Below are 15,477 nucleotides of genomic sequence, written 5' to 3'. Positions count from 1 at the left end.
AAGACTAAAACCACTTTATTTGCGATTTCAGCCTTATAAAGTATTTTTATTCAGCTTTGAAAAGAGCTTCTACATGAGCACCGCCTTGTCTGGCATTATATATTTTCAAATTTCCTCCATGCTTTTCACAGAAAATACGAGAAATATACATACCAAGGCCAAAATGCTTTAAATCATCTTGTGGATTCTTATGATAAAATGGCTCTGTTACTTTTTCCTCAGTATCCACAAATCCTATTCCATCATCTTCAACAGAAATTATAAGAAAACCATCCTTTTTCTTTATCTGCAAAGCAATACTTTTTTGTGCATATCGAACCGCATTTTCCAGTAAGTTGTCTGTCACTTCCATGACAAGTTCCTCATCCACTTTCACAATGTTTTGTTCCTGCACTCTTTCTACCTTACATAATTTACTTTCCTTCTTGGACAGCATGGCAGCTTCTGCCTCAATCTTTTTTGCCAGTTCCGATAACTCTATCTCTGAGCATTGCAGTTCCCTCTGTTCTAAATGGGACATTTTTCTCATGTTTTCCGTGAAATGCTCTATACGGTCAATCTGATACATGCCTGTTTGTAAGATATCAATAACATCCTCTGTTTTTATACTCTCGGCAGAAACAAACTCTAAGAGCATTTCCTGATACCCACGCAATATGGAAAGTGGAGAACGTATATCATGTGCAATTGCATTCCGCAAAGCCTTCTCGTCATCAATCATTCGCCACATCTTTCTGTTGTTATCTGCTAAATCACTTCGCATCATTTCAAATTCTTTACACAAAGTTCCCATCTCATCTTTATTTTCATAGGACACATGAAAATCCAGTTCATTATCTGCAATCATTTGTGAGGCATCTTTTAGTTCCTGTAGAGGTGTCTTTAACTTATTTTTATAAAAAAAGAATACCGCAACAACACTCCCAACAATCGAAAAAATCAGTACCGAATATGTTTCCATAAAGTCACACATTTCCGAAAGATGATAGTCCAAACGATTCATCTGCGATTGATTAGGTCTTGATATCTCAATCTCGTATTTCTTTCCATATTGCTGAAACACGTCCGTATAATCTGCATAATCAATATATTTTTCCCATATTTTATTCTGCATATTTCCTGCAAAATGAACTGTAAATCCAGATAACAGAAATGCTGCCGTTAAGCTGATCACAAAATAAAGCAGAATTGTTTTTTTCAGTGACAAGTTTCTTATTTTTTCCATCGGTATCCAATCCCCCAGACAGTTTCTATGTATTCTTTTTCTGAATAATCCGCTATTTTTTTCCTTATACGCCGTACTAATTCCGTTATCGTTCTACTGTCCCCTTCCGCATCATATCCACAGACTTGTGCATATATACGTTCTTTATCAAACACCTGCCCTGGATGCATGGATAAGAATTCAATAATCTGATATTCAATTTTTGTGAACTCCATCCTGTGTCCAGCTATAGCTACTATTTTTTCAGAATAATCAATCAGCATTTCATCCATGAAACGGTATTCCGTTTTTTGTTGATGCCTTTCTTCTCTCTTTATGTTTGTGACAATCCTTGCTTCCAACTCCCGAAGACTAAATGGTTTCGTAATATAATCATCCCCACCTGAAAGCAACCCATTAATTTTATCATCTTCGTCAACTCTTGCTGTCAGAAATAAAATTGGACATAACACTTTACTGCGTATCAGACGACATACTTCAATCCCATCCATGCGTGGCATATTGATATCCAACAAAATAATATCCGGTTTCATTTTTATTTTATTTAATGCTTCCATTCCATCTGTAGCCGTAATGGTTTCATATTGTTTCATATTAAAATAACTACAAAGCATTTTCACCAATTCTTTATCATCATCGACAACTAAAATCTTGTATTTCATCCAAACCACCTCCAGTATCCATATTATACGATAAAAAACAATGAAATCACAACAAGAGTACATGAAGAACGTAAGCACAATATATCTTTTTTCTCAATTCCTGCTCAATTTCCCCTCAATGCCTTTTTCCTCCGATTTTCGTATGCTTATCCCACAGCAGAGCAGTACCACACCGGTACGACCTGCTGAATCAATCAATACGAAAACGGAGGTATTTTTTATGCGAGAACTCAGAAACACCAAAATCATTGCTGTAGATCATGGCTACGGCAATATGAAAACAGCAAACACCGTCACCCCAACCGGCATCAAAGCCTATGAAACTGAACCAATCTTCACCGGGAATATTCTGGAATACAACGGCATTTACTACCGGATCGGCGAAGGACACAAAGAATTTATCCCGGATAAAGCTATGGACGAAGAATATTATCTTCTGACGCTAATGGCTATTGCAAGGGAACTGAATGTCTTTTCCATCCGTGAAGCAGATGTTCATCTGGCTGCCGGACTTCCTCTGACATGGATCAGAAATCAAAGAGAAGCTTTTCGTTCCTATCTGCTCCAGAATCCAGAAGTCCATTACCGTTTCAACGGCAAAGAATATCATCTCCGCTTTGTGGGATGTAACCTTTACCCACAGGGATATCCGGCTATTGTAAACCACCTTGGAAATTTCAAGGGAACTAATCTCCTTGCAGATATCGGAAACGGAACCATGAACATTCTGTATATCAACAATAAGAAAGCACAAGAAAGCCGATGCTGGACAGAAAAACTTGGTGTAAACCAATGCATGATTGCTGCAAAGAACGCTGTTCTGGACAAATTTGGAGTGAAGATTGAAGAATCTACAGTAGAACAGATTCTGCGGTTTGGAACAGCTGACATTTCAGCACCATATATGGATTGTATCAGTTCTATTGCCAGACAGTATGTGGCAGAACTTTTTTCCACACTCCGCAAATATGAATACAATCCTGACCTAATGCGCCTGTATGTAGTTGGCGGCGGTGGATGTCTGATCCGTAACTTCGGAACGTATGACAAATTACGAGTCACCATCATTGATGACATCTGCGCCACCGCCAAAGGTTACGAATCTCTGGCTTATATGAGCCTGAAAAGGAGGGGATAAACCATGCAGAACAATATCCGCAACACAAACCTGCGCTTTAATCTGGACAAAGAACAGCAACGGAGAGCCTGGGAATATTTACAGACGATGGACAGGCAGGATTTTAAATCTTACAGTCAGGTAATCTCTCTTGCACTGGTAGATTATTTTGACCGCTACTACCGCACACAGGCTGATCCTTATCTGGAAACAAGAGAACGGGAAGAACTTTTTGTGAAACAGATTGTAGATGCAGTGGAAAACAGTCTGAAACAGGCATTGCCACTTTTTCTTTCCGGACTGACTGCAGGCATGGCGCAAAGGGAGCCCCAAATCAGGGCATCCTTTCCAGCACCTGAAAATTCACAGCCAGATAGTGATGTAGACTGGGATTTTCTTGGGGAATAAACCCTTTTGATTGGAGGTGAGCACATGACTGACTTTCTGACAGCAGACACCAACCTGCCATCTTATATGATGTTTCCCCGTTTCCTTCTGGACATGGAAATAAACGAAACTGCCAAAATGCTTTATATTATCCTGCTCGACCGGGCAAGGCTTTCCCAGAAAAATGAGGGGTGGTCAGATACAGACGGTCATGTGTTCATTTACTTTACGATTGAAGCACTGGCAGAAGTTCTCCACAAAAGCCAGATGACGGTTAAAACTGCTCTGGCAGTACTGGAAAAACAGGAGCTTATCTTCCGAAAACGGCAGGGTCCCGGACAGCCCAATCGGATTTATGTAAAACTCCCAAAAGAAACCATCCACTATACAGACAGATTTCTTTCCCTAAGACAGACAAAAAACTGTCCTATTGACAGACAGGATTCTTTCCCTGATACAGACAGAAAACTGTCTGGTAATAAGAAAGAGATAAAAAAGAACAATTTAGCAATAAGAGGGAGTAAGGAGCCACTCTCACCCTATGGAAAATTTCAAAATGTTTTTCTGTCAGAAAAAGAGCTTGAAGATATCCGGCAGACAATCCCTGACTGGAAGGATTATATTGAACGCTTATCCGGTTATATGGCTTCTACCGGAAAGCAATATCAGAACCACGCAGCTACCATCATCAGTTGGGCAAGACAGGATCATCCTGCTTCCCGACAACGAAATTACGAAAGTGAGGAATACGAAACATTATGACAAAATTTATAGAAAAACCAACAGCTATAACCCCAAACAGAGAGCTTCAGTCTGATGAATATTTTAACGAAACAGACCACCTGATCTACTGTTCCAAATGCAATACGCCAAGGCAATGCAGGCATGAATTACAGGGAAAGGTTCTTATTCCTTCCATCCGCTGTAAATGCCAGCAGGAAATCTTTGAGCAGGAAGAAGCCCAGAGAAAACTTCATGAAAAACAAATGGAAATAGAGCATCTTAAAACCAGCGGCTTACAGGACAAAGCACTCTATGACTACACTTTTGCCAGGGATAACGGCATCAATCCGGAAATAAAACTGGCACACAATTATGTAAGCAACTGGGAAGAGATGAGAGCAAATGCTTCCGGACTTCTCATCTGGGGTGATGTCGGTACTGGAAAATCTTTTTTTGCAGGCTGCATTGCCAATGCCCTTCTGGAAAAAGGCGTTCCTGTACTGATGACCAACTTTTCCCGAATTCTAAATACCCTTACCGGAATGCATTTTGAAGACAGAAACCAGTTCATCAACAGCTTAAACCGCTACAGTCTTCTGATTATTGATGATCTCGGAATTGAGCGGAACTCTGACTTTGCACTGGAACAGGTATTCAATGTGATCGACAGTCGTTACCGCAGTAAAAAGCCCCTGATCATAACGACCAATCTCACTTTATCAGAGCTGAATAACGCCGCTGATATCGCACACAAACGAATTTATGACCGTATTCTGGAGAGATGTATTCCTGTCCGTATCAATAACCGGAATATTCGTCAGGACAATGCAACAGCTAATTTAAAACAGGCAAAAAGAATTCTGTTAAACAATCATGCTCCGAACAAGAACTGAAGCAAAGAAGCATAACACGATAATTATTCTTCACTGACAGTGGTACTACTTTCTTTCCTTATTTATCACCAGAAACATGCCACTGTCAGTTATCCGAAACTATAGTACCAAACCATAAGATTTTAAAACCAATACTGCCCGGATACGGGCATAAAAAGGAGGTGCCAGATATGGCAGATAAAAAAATCATGACACCAGAAGAAAAAGCACTTTTACAGGCAAGACACCGCCAAGAAGAAGCCGAAGCAAGAAATCGCAAAAAAGAACGTGATGCCAGAACACACCGATTAGTCCAGGAAGGAGCCATTTTGGAAAGTATTGTTCCCCATATTAAAGAAATGGATTTGGATTCCCTGAAACGGGAGCTGATAATCCGGCTACGAGGAATGTAAACGCACAAGTTCTACTCCCGAAGGGCGCACTTACTCACCACCCGATAAATCGGGCGGTGGTATCCCCTACGGGGCTCGTGCGCTCTGCCGAGGGCTTTTCCGCTGTTGCAGGCAACATCGAAAGGAGGTGCCAGATATGGCAATTTATCATATGCAAGCCAAAGTTGTCAGCCGTGGTTCCGGACGTTCCGCTGTCGCAGCTTCTGCTTATATGAGCTGCAGCCGGATGTACAATGATTATGATGGTATCCAGCATGACTATACCAGAAAGCATGGGCTGATCTATCAGGAAGTGATGCTTCCTCCAATTGCTCCATCCAAATGGATTGACCGGGAACAACTCTGGAACGCTGTGGAAGAAACCGAAAAGACCAAAGACAGCCGACTGGCAAGAGAATTTGTTGTCGCACTCCCTGTTGAGTTGGATAAAGACAGCAATATTTCTCTTCTTCAGGATTTTATTAAAAAGAATTTTGTAGATATGGGGATGTGTGCTGATTTTGCCATTCACGATACAGATGGTCACAATCCCCATGCACACATTCTTCTTACTGTCCGACCACTAAATGAAAATGGAACATGGCAGTATAAAACAGAAAAAGAATATCTCTGTATCAAAGATGGAGAAGAAAAAGGATTTACTGCTTCTGAATTTAAAACTGCTCAGAAACAGGGATGGGAAAAGCAATATGGCTATAAAGTTGGGAAAAAGAAAGAATATCTGACTTCCTCTGCCGCACAGGAAAAAGGATATGAACGGATTGATAAACACCCCAAGAGCAGCCGATATGGCAGACAGAATCCTATTTCCGAACAATGGAACAGTGATGAACAACTTTGCATCTGGCGGGCAAACTGGGCAGATGCTGTAAATAAAATGCTTGCACGTAATCAGATAAATGCTACCATTGATCACCGCAGCTTTGCAGATCAGGGAATCACCGAACAGCCAACTATCCATGAAGGCTACATTGCCCAGAATATGGAAAAGAAAGGCATGATAGCAGACCGCTGTGAAATCAACCGTCAGATTCGTGCGGATAACAAAATGCTCCGAGAATTAAAAGCAAAAGTAGCAAAACTGGCTGAAGCTGTAGAAAAGTCTATTCCAATAATTGCAGAAACATTGGAAGCAATCCGAAATCACATGATTTTTACACAATATCATTTGCTCCACAATGAGATGCAAAAAAAAGTGATCCATGACTGGATGAATCATTTTAATCCAATACTGAATAAATACAACACCGTTAAAAAGAAACTCAAAGCTAAAGTTACAGAACGGAAAGAACTGAATGTGCAAAAGGATAAAACCAGTATTTTGAATCCCATCCAGCATATAAAATTAAATCAGCAGCTTACCACTATTACCGAAGAAATCGAAGAACTGAAATCAAGGAAAGAGCAGCTAATCTTCCAGGCAGAATGCTCTACAGATAAAGATATGACGAATCTATCCAAGAAATACGACCAGATGAAGAACAATCTTGATATCCTAGATTCTCAGGGCATCTCGCTCAAAAAACAGCTTGAAAAAGATGCTGCCGCTTTCCGAGAAGAAAAATTTCGTCCTGAACCTGAACAGTATACAGAATTGCTGGACACCAGAATCCAGATACGTCCTGATTTTCGGGATAAGCTGATCGAACAGCTCAAAGGTACTTTCGGTAAGTATTATGACTATCACCGCCGTGATATTGCAGCCGATGAGGTGGATTATCTCAATGTGGAGGATCCTGATGTTTTCTCTCATCGTGCATGGGAACTTGAATATCAGAGGAAACAGGAGATGCGACGAAATCAGCCTATTCGATCTAAGAAAAGGTCACATGATATGGAATTATAATTTGTTTCTTCTTTGACCTCTTATAAACACAAGAGCTGAACAAATAGGAGTTTTCGTCCTATCTGTTCAGCTCTTTGTTTACTTATTATAGTTTATCCTCTCGGCGGAAACGGATCATTTCCATATGAATCTCTTTCTCTAATTCTCCCATTTTTTCCATGAATAAACAGTTCAGATTCTTGGTTCCTAGCTATTTCTCGTGCTCTCTGTATAGCTTTAGCCTGTGTATCAGTTCTAACTGTTGCTCTTGTATTGTTCTCACCCTTAACTTGCCAGCCACCTTCTTTATGTGGCGTTACATGTTGATTTTTTCCCATTTATGCTACCTCCAACAAATCACGTATTTCTTGTTGCCAATTATTATTATGAATTATTCGTACATCTTGCAAATTCTCTTTTAAAATTTCGGCTTTAGTAAGTTTTGAAAGTTCTTCCCAATTTTTTCCAAAAACATATGTGGCATTGTTCGGATAAACGCTTTCCAAAACATATATGTTCCTATGCATGAATCCAAAAATCACATACCCATGAAATCCAGATTTCCCATATGCTCTAAAATCAGGCTGAAAAGAATTTATAAACTCACATTTATCAATTAGCAATTTTTTCGCAGTCTTACTACTTTTAGCAGATACTTTTTGTAAATCATCTTGCATCCTTTTCCACGGATAATCTCCACTTGGTAACACTTCCCAATTCAGCTTTATAATTCGGGTAGGCATCACATTTTCAAAATTCTCAGTTAATATTTCACACTCTTCAAAATTAGTAAGAAAAATATTAATCGTATTTATCAGCAACTTTTCATTATCATGACAATATGAAATGAAATCCGTCATTACCATCAACTGGCCTTGTTCATCATATTTCAAGAACAATTCCACACTGTATGGCTCGAATTTTATTCTTGCATATCTCTCACGAGGAATGGTAACAAAATCCGTCACCTCTCTTGTCTCTCCACGGCCTGCCCACTCATGTCGCGTCCACCATAAAGTTTGTGTATACTGTTCTTTCGGTTTTGTTTTATCCTTAATATAAAAAGGCTCTGCATTTCTCTTCAGCGTCGGATTTAACATGGATGGTAAAACTCTCTCGCCTTCAATTAAATCCTCCGAAAATCCCAGTTTCACTAATATCCCTTTAAATCTCGCTGCATCACGTAGTACCATCATCAGATTCTTTCCCTCTTCAACATGGTTCAAACATGATAAACTATTAATTCTTTTCTTTTTAATAATCAAATTATTTCCTCCATTTTATATAAAAAATATATCTATATGAAAAGGAGAAATGACCAAAGTACTTATAAATTTAATGGCGCAATAGCTACCATATTACTACAATTCCGTCATATATTTTATCTCTCCTGTATTAAATTTTTATTGAAAGTTTGTAGTAACCATGGTATTATTGGTTTGGATTATTTTATATTGCGCCATGGTCATTTCGCCCATGGTTACTACATTTGGTAGATATCTACCACCTGAACCAAAGTTGGCGCTTTGGTTCTTTTTTTATTACAAATTCTGAGTATTGGGAATCGCTCCAAATACTCCTTGTAAGTATTTCGCAGCAATATTATCATTGCTTCTCACATTTGGATAATCGCTTAATCTGCACATGCTTGTTTCTCCATACTGGTTCTTATCTGTAAACCATACCTGATCTCTCCGTACTCCATCGAGTAGCAGTGTGTCATGTGTTGTACATATTAACTGTGCATGATGCGGATTAGATTCATTAGAATTAAACAAACCAGCTAAAAGCTTTACTAAATTAGGATGTAAACCATTCTCTATTTCATCAATAAATAACGTACTTCCAGCATCTAATGCCTCAAAAATAGCAGGTAAAACTCTCAGCATTCGAATAGTTCCATTTGATTCATACTTCAAAAATGGAAGTTCTATCTCCCCAACTTGTTTATGATCTTTGTAAGTAGCATGAAGTGATTGAACACTTACATGTATGTTTTTGATGACCAGCTCTTTGTTCTCTAAATCGTCTTCACTCAATACATGTTTATCCATTTTTGATTCCAAATCAACCTTTAAATTTGTCAATGTGGGATCAGCTATTTTTAAATACTTGAGATATCTTTCTATTGCTTCCTCATTAGTATTTTCTTCATCAAAATCCGGTGCATTTCCAACCGAAGCCATATTTATCACACGATAATTCATTATTTCATTCAGAATCATACTTGCTAAAGGATTGTTTAACATAGCCGCCATTGCCAAGCATAATGCGTCTTCTCTAACAACAGATACCATATTCTTGAAACTAGACAATCCGGAGCGAAGTACTATGTCTTCATATTTTGGAGAAGTCCTCTTAATAAGTACTTCTGTCCGTTTCTTCTTTTTGGTCAAAAGCTCTTTTTGAATTTTTCCATCCTGAATTGCAAATGAATAAGTGTATAAAATTTCCTCGATAATCACCTGAATCTCAAAATACGTCTCTTTACTTTTACAATCAATATCAAACTTAAAAGTTTCGATTGGTGCTGCTAGTTCTTTCTTAATTGCAGGAACTTCTAATAGCTTATTATTATTAGCTCCCAACACAGTAGACATTATTATCATCTTCTGCATTTTCGTAAGTGCTGCCAAATAATTTGTTTTTCCAGAACCATTTGCTCCATAAATGTATGAAATTTTATTATAGTTCTGTCCAGAGACTTCAAATGTATTTTCCTCTAAGAACTCTTTTTTCAAATTCTCCGCAAGGGTTGTGATTCCAGTTATCTCCTTGAATGGACCTGTATTTCCTACTGAAAATGAAACAAACATAATTACACCATACCTTTCTACATCTTGGATTATACCTTCCCCCATCCAATCTGTCAATAGTTATTTTATATTTTCGTATTTTTTTACGATTTTCAGCTTTACCATAGCTCATTTCAATAAAAATCAAATAAAATATATGTATTTAACGCGAATTATGTCATTAACACCTGTCACCAATTTTAGCTGCCAAGAAATAACAAAGGGACTGTCCAACAGTCCCTCAGCTATTATTTATAAATTATTTCATGACGCACAATCTCTTCTGCAGAATTCCGGACATTATTTACCGCTCTAACCCATTCCATCTGGTCACGAGCTTTCAATTCTTCCGTAATGCCCTGCTTCTCCATCATCTGACTCACCAGAATATCCATTCTCTCCTGTGCTTCATCGTCCACAGTATTCAGATGTTCTGTCAGTCTGTCTTCCAGCATATACAGTGAATACATTGCCGGACGATGCTCTTTCAGATATGTTTTCCGCATCATTCCATATTTCCCATAATGCGGTTCTTCATCTGTACTGACAAGATTCGGATAGTAAATTCCGTCTGCGCCAAGTGTGTAGGTTCCACCCATTTTTTCAAATGTGCTTTTCATGTGTTATTCCTCCTTGAAATCAGCGATGTCCTTAGATCATCGCATAATATTTCAGGGCAGCCTTGATAGCATCTTCTTTCTCTTTCGGGCATTGCGGAACTCTTGCATTTTCTGATTTTGAAAGATTATAGTTTTCTCCCACTTCAATTCCACATTTGCGTTTTACCTGAGAAATATATAAACTTGAAACCTTCAAGCCAAATTCTTTCAGCACATAATCTTTGATTTCCTGATAGGTTGCTTTCAACTCGGCACTGGTGGCATCCAGCTCGTCCAGGTCTAAGTCGATCTCTATCGTGTCATCTGGTTTTTGTTGGGACAAAAGAACAACCGTCTCCACATGCACCGTTCCAGGAAACATATCCACCAAACAAGCTCTCTTCACCTCATACCCTGCTTCCCTAAACACAAGCAAATCACGCATAAGGCTAGTAGGCTTACAGCTTACATACACCATTTCATCAACATTAAAGTTAATAATCTTCGTCAAAGCCTTCGGATGAATACCATCACGAGGAGGGTCAAGTACAAGGATATCTGGTTTCTTAGTTAAGTTATCCACAACCTTGAGGACATCACCAGCGATAAATTCACAATTATCTAAGTGATTGTCCACTGCGTTTTTCTTAGCGGCTTCAACGGCTTCTTCGACGATTTCGACTCCGACTACTTTGCTGGCTACCGAGGCGAGCATCTGGGCAATGGTTCCGGTTCCGGTGTAGAGGTCATAGATGAGTTTGTCTTTTGTTTCGCCGACGTATTCCCTTACTTTATCGTAGAGGACTTCTGCTCCTAATGTGTTTGTCTGGAAGAAGGAAAACGGGGAGATTTTGAAACGCATATTGTAAAGGTATTCATAGAAATAGTCCTGTCCGTAGAGTGTTTTTGTCTCGTCACTCTGTACAACATCTGCAAGGTTGTCGTTTAATGTGTGCAGAATGCCGACTACTTTTCCATCAATTTTCTGGGAGAGAATCATATTGACAAATTCAGATTCATCCAGTCTGCTCTGTGTCGTAGTGACAAGATTGATTAAAATATCGCCTGTTTTTACGGAACGGCGCATTACAAGATGACGAAGAAATCCTTCGTGGCGGATTTTGTGGAAGTAGGTTTCGCCTTTTTCTTTGAAGTATTTTAAGATTGCCTGAAGAAGTACGTTGAAATCAGGGTCTACGATGCGGCAATCGTCTAATGTTACGATATCATAGAAGCTGTTTTTCTTATGCATTCCGAGTGCAAGCGGGCCATCTTTTTCTTCGTCACCAAATGTGAATTCCATCTTGTTTCGGTAGCCTTCTGTAATCGGGCTTCCATAGATATTTTCGATATCAAAAGAAAGACCGTTCTTTTCGATCAGTTCTTCTACCTGACGTTTCTTTAAGTCAAGCTGCTGTTCGTAAGAAAGATTCTGGTAACGACAGCCACCGCAAATTCCAAAATGTTTGCAGGCTGCTGGCTGCTCTATCGGGGATGGCTCGATGACTTCAAGAAGTCTTCCTTCGATTTTATCTCGTTTCTTTTTATTAATGGAGAAGCGTACTATCTGACCTTCTAACGCATTTTTTACGATTACTTTCTGCCCCTCAATATCTATAATTCCTTTATTAGGGAATTCGATTCGGATGACTTTCCCCTCAAAAATATCTCCTTTTTTCATAAAATAATTCCTTTCTATATACACAAAAAATGGAAAGGATGCTGCAATGTACATCCTTTTCCATTATATTCAAGAACGCCCCGGCTTTCTTGCACGAGTACATTTATATTATTTTTTAAATTTTCAGTTCGGTAAATTTGGATTTATAATATCCGTGTCCGTAATGTGCCTCGCCTTCATCATCGATTTCCATAATGAGAAATGTTGGCATATGATCAGGTTGTCTTGGGTAAGAAACGCTTCCCGGATTTAATATTGTTACATCTTCATCGATTTCGATATATGGTTTATGGGTATGCCCAAACATAACGATATCTATATGATTCTGAAGTGCATACTGTTTTAATCTCTCTACACCACGGTACACACAAAAAGTATGTCCGTGGACAACCAGCACTTTATAATCGCCAATATTAAAAATGTCTTGTGCAGGAAGATCAAGATTATAGTCGTTGTTTCCGGAAACCATATGTACCGGACAATCTACCAATGAACGGATATAATCGTCTCCTCGCTCTACATCTCCACAATGGATGAGCATATCGATTGGTCCAACCTGCTCGATTACTCCTGCCACATCGTCATTACGTCCATGCGAATCACTGATTACCAAAATTCTCATTTTCTTTTCACTCATCTATTTATAAAATCTCCTTTATCTGGCGCAATGCCTTTCCACGATGACTGATTTCGTTCTTTTCTTCTGCTGAAAGCTGAGCCGTTGTCTTTCCTTTCTCTGGAAGATAGAAAATAGGGTCGTAACCGAAACCATTTTCTCCGGCTGGTTCCTGTGCGATTCTTCCCTCAATCGTTGCCCGGCGTGTCTCTACTCGTCCATCTGGAAATGCCGCTGCGATCACGCAGACGAAACGAGCACTTCTTACGATATCAGGGACGCCATGCAGTCTGTCTAAAATAATCTGATTTTTAATGCGATAAGATGTATTCTCTCCCATATAGCGGGCTGAATATACTCCTGGCTCTTTATTCAGATAATCTACTTCTAAACCGGAATCATCTGCTAATACGAGACTGCCTGTTGCTTCCATTACAGTTTTTGCCTTGATGATTGCATTTTCTTCAAATGTTGTTCCATCTTCCACGATGTCAACATCTACTCCGGCTTCTTTCATGGAAAGAATCTCGTAATCTAAATCTCCGAGAATTTCCCGGATTTCCTTCATTTTTCCTTTATTTCCTGTGGCAAATATCAGTTTCTTTTTCAAAATGCTGCCTCCCAAAAAACTTGTGCTTTTTATATCACTTCTAACATTTTCGATATCTTCATATTAAATATTTTCTGCTAAGTATTCTCGCATTAAAGTACACTTGAAAAAATACTCATACAGATTATTCTTCCGGCTGTACCAATTTCTTTCTTCTCGGTGGTTTTGGTCCTGGAAACATGTAGAAATATGTCTTCATCATTCCGTTATAAATCTTTCGGTTCTTCGCCGCTTTCTTTCCGATGTAACGCTCTGCATCTTCATAAGCAGTGATGACATACTCAGACCAGCCGTCAAGTCCTGCGAAAGCTTTTCCCATATCACGGTAAAGTGCTGGTAAATCTTCTTTTTCCTCTAAACGCTCGCCGTAAGGAGGGTTCGTGATTACAAAGCCGTACTTCTTTGGATGGCTTAAATGATGAACCGGACGCTGCTGGAAATGAATGAGTCCGTCCACGCCTGCTCTTTTCGCATTTTCTCTTGCTGCTTTTACAATCTGCGGATCAATATCATATCCTTGAATATCCATCTCCACGCTCGTATCTACTAAAGATTCTGCCTCCTCAAATCCTCTGGAAAAAAGCTTTGGAGACACGATATTGTCCCAATTCTGCGCTTGGAATTCGCGGTGCATTCCCGGTGCGATATTCGCTCCCATCATTGCCGCTTCAATAGGAAATGTTCCACTTCCACAAAACGGATCAACAAGGATACGGCTCTTATTCCACGGAGTGAGCTTGATAAGTGCAGCCGCCAATGTCTCCTCAATCGGTGCTTTGCTGACCATGCGGCGGTATCCTCTCTTATGAAGGCTCTCACCAGAAGTATCAAGACCAATTGTCACAATATCCTTATAAATAATAACTCGAACCGGATAATCGGCACCATCCTCCTCAAACCAGTTAATATGGTAGTGCTCTTTCATCCGCTCTACCATCGCCTTTTTTACAATGGACTGAATATCAGAAGGGCTGAAAAGCTTACTCTTTACAGAAGTTGCCTTTGTCACCCAGAATCTCGCATCGGATGGGAAATACTCTTCCCACGGAACCTTTTTCACATTCTGGAACAGTTCCTCAAAAGTTAGTGCCTTAAACTCTGCCACTTTTAAAAGGATTCTCTGCGTTGTTCTTAAGAAAATGTTTGCTCTTACCAAAGCATCCATGTCTCCGGCAAAAGTTACCTTTCCATCTTCTACCTTCACAATCTCATATCCCAAATCTGCTATCTCTCTTTTACACACTGCCTCAAGTCCAAAGTGACACGGCGCAATAAACTCATATTTGTTGCTCATCTTACCTCCATTCATTGCATCTTTCTTCTGTTTTTATACAAAGACACGTTTCTATATCTAAAGCAATATTTATAATATTACTTCATCTGCCTAACCTCATTTTTCTATATAAATTACTACTTAAAATACCACGATACACATGTACTTCATCCTATTTTTTCATAATCTACATATTTCTCAATAATTATAATTGTACTTAGGAAATGTTGCTATGTCAAGAAGTACGCACCATCGTCCACAAATCGTTCTTCTCCTTTTCTAAGTATCCTTTATAAAACATAATGCCGCCAACCACACTGTATGCGTGAATTCCCACAGAATCAAGCTTCTTCGCCGCCAGCATACTTGTGGAACCTGTATCACAATATAAAAAAACTGGCTGTTCTTTTTCTATATTAAAATCTTTCTCTATTGCCTCTATATCGAACTTTTCATTCATAATTTCTTCAAATGGGAGATTGACTGCCATTGGGAGATGCCCTTTTTTAAATACTTCCTCTGAACGCACATCAACGAGCAGACCTTCTGAATCGTAGCTTCTTTTTATCGCTTCCGATATCGAAATTAAATCAAACATGATTGAAACCTCTTCCTTCCTTTGTATCAGAATATGTTGGTTTTCCCTAAAAGTGTGGCAAAGAGACGCCCAATGCAAGAG

General features: G+C 39.2%; 17 protein-coding genes. 6 read left to right on the top strand and 11 right to left on the bottom strand.

All coding sequences use genetic code 11. The annotated features are described in order from the left end of the window. Nucleotides 1-46: 46 nt before the first annotated feature. Together EUBHAL_RS09390 and EUBHAL_RS09385 are read right to left on the bottom strand one after the other, a co-directional pair. On the bottom strand, nt 47-1,225 hold the full coding sequence (locus EUBHAL_RS09390) for a HAMP domain-containing sensor histidine kinase (protein ID WP_005348491.1): 1,179 nt from the start codon (nt 1,223-1,225) through the stop codon (nt 47-49). Further along, nucleotides 1,213-1,887 carry a response regulator transcription factor gene (locus EUBHAL_RS09385; protein WP_014080778.1) on the bottom strand — a complete coding sequence of 225 codons (675 nt, stop codon included), beginning with the start codon at nt 1,885-1,887 and terminating at the stop codon, nt 1,213-1,215. Before EUBHAL_RS09385 ends, EUBHAL_RS09390 begins: the two co-directional genes overlap by 13 nt. Before the next feature lie 220 nt (nt 1,888-2,107). On the opposite strand from EUBHAL_RS09385, the gene EUBHAL_RS09380 reads away from it, so the two are divergent. The 6 genes from EUBHAL_RS09380 to mobQ all read left to right on the top strand — a co-directional run bounded on the left by EUBHAL_RS09380 (nt 2,108) and on the right by mobQ (nt 7,245). Continuing rightward, entirely contained in the window at nt 2,108-3,025 is a 918-nt protein-coding gene (locus tag EUBHAL_RS09380) for a ParM/StbA family protein (RefSeq protein ID WP_044922875.1), read from the top strand. Nucleotides 3,026-3,028: 3 nt separating this feature from the next. Beyond that, nucleotides 3,029-3,412: a hypothetical protein gene (locus tag EUBHAL_RS09375; RefSeq protein ID WP_005348488.1), complete on the top strand. Its 384-nt coding sequence runs from the start codon at nt 3,029-3,031 to the stop codon at nt 3,410-3,412. Nucleotides 3,413-3,436: 24 nt separating this feature from the next. After that, entirely contained in the window at nt 3,437-4,153 is a 717-nt protein-coding gene (locus EUBHAL_RS09370; protein WP_005348487.1) for a replication initiator protein A, read from the top strand. Then, nucleotides 4,150-5,007, top strand: coding sequence for an ATP-binding protein (locus EUBHAL_RS09365; RefSeq protein WP_005348486.1), 858 nt, complete (start codon nt 4,150-4,152; stop codon nt 5,005-5,007). Before EUBHAL_RS09370 ends, EUBHAL_RS09365 begins: the two co-directional genes overlap by 4 nt. Before the next feature lie 170 nt (nt 5,008-5,177). Continuing rightward, nucleotides 5,178-5,399 (top strand): DUF3847 domain-containing protein, encoded by a 222-nt coding sequence (locus EUBHAL_RS09360; RefSeq protein ID WP_005348485.1) that lies wholly within the window; start codon nt 5,178-5,180, stop codon nt 5,397-5,399. Between the two features lie 136 nt (nt 5,400-5,535). Beyond that, on the top strand, nt 5,536-7,245 hold the full coding sequence (mobQ, locus tag EUBHAL_RS09355; protein WP_005348484.1) for a MobQ family relaxase: 1,710 nt from the start codon (nt 5,536-5,538) through the stop codon (nt 7,243-7,245). A gap of 92 nt (nt 7,246-7,337) precedes the next feature. On the opposite strand, the gene EUBHAL_RS09350 is transcribed toward mobQ, so the two are convergent. The 9 genes from EUBHAL_RS09350 to EUBHAL_RS09310 form a co-directional block, all read right to left on the bottom strand. After that, nucleotides 7,338-7,562, bottom strand: a complete 225-nt coding sequence (locus EUBHAL_RS09350) for a DUF2188 domain-containing protein (protein ID WP_005348480.1) — start codon at nt 7,560-7,562, stop codon at nt 7,338-7,340. After that, nucleotides 7,563-8,489, bottom strand: coding sequence for a hypothetical protein (locus EUBHAL_RS09345; RefSeq protein WP_044922872.1), 927 nt, complete (start codon nt 8,487-8,489; stop codon nt 7,563-7,565). Nucleotides 8,490-8,765: 276 nt separating this feature from the next. Next, nucleotides 8,766-10,085, bottom strand: coding sequence for an AAA family ATPase (locus tag EUBHAL_RS09340; RefSeq protein ID WP_005348470.1), 1,320 nt, complete (start codon nt 10,083-10,085; stop codon nt 8,766-8,768). 182 nt (nt 10,086-10,267) lie between these two features. Then, the gene (locus tag EUBHAL_RS09335) at nt 10,268-10,639 is read right to left on the bottom strand and encodes a TnpV protein (RefSeq protein ID WP_005348469.1); all 372 of its coding nucleotides are present in this window, start codon (nt 10,637-10,639) and stop codon (nt 10,268-10,270) included. Between the two features lie 31 nt (nt 10,640-10,670). Then, nucleotides 10,671-12,299 carry a 23S rRNA (uracil(1939)-C(5))-methyltransferase RlmD gene (gene rlmD / locus EUBHAL_RS09330; protein ID WP_044922895.1) on the bottom strand — a complete coding sequence of 543 codons (1,629 nt, stop codon included), beginning with the start codon at nt 12,297-12,299 and terminating at the stop codon, nt 10,671-10,673. Nucleotides 12,300-12,414: 115 nt separating this feature from the next. Next, nucleotides 12,415-12,936: a metallophosphoesterase family protein gene (locus tag EUBHAL_RS09325; protein WP_005348467.1), complete on the bottom strand. Its 522-nt coding sequence runs from the start codon at nt 12,934-12,936 to the stop codon at nt 12,415-12,417. Nucleotides 12,937-12,940: 4 nt separating this feature from the next. Then, on the bottom strand, nt 12,941-13,525 hold the full coding sequence (locus EUBHAL_RS09320; protein ID WP_044922866.1) for an XTP/dITP diphosphatase: 585 nt from the start codon (nt 13,523-13,525) through the stop codon (nt 12,941-12,943). A 124-nt stretch (nt 13,526-13,649) separates the two neighbouring features. After that, entirely contained in the window at nt 13,650-14,819 is a 1,170-nt protein-coding gene (locus tag EUBHAL_RS09315) for a THUMP domain-containing class I SAM-dependent RNA methyltransferase (protein WP_044922889.1), read from the bottom strand. Nucleotides 14,820-15,033: 214 nt separating this feature from the next. Continuing rightward, nucleotides 15,034-15,396 (bottom strand): rhodanese-like domain-containing protein, encoded by a 363-nt coding sequence (locus EUBHAL_RS09310; RefSeq protein ID WP_049940652.1) that lies wholly within the window; start codon nt 15,394-15,396, stop codon nt 15,034-15,036. Between the last annotated feature and the right edge of the window lie 81 nt (nt 15,397-15,477).

The organism is Anaerobutyricum hallii DSM 3353, from assembly GCF_000173975.1.
Taxonomy (GTDB): domain Bacteria; phylum Bacillota; class Clostridia; order Lachnospirales; family Lachnospiraceae; genus Anaerobutyricum; species Anaerobutyricum hallii.
The sequence above is the reverse complement of the archived record's forward strand: the minus strand, read 5'-3'. Positions and strand labels throughout refer to the sequence as shown.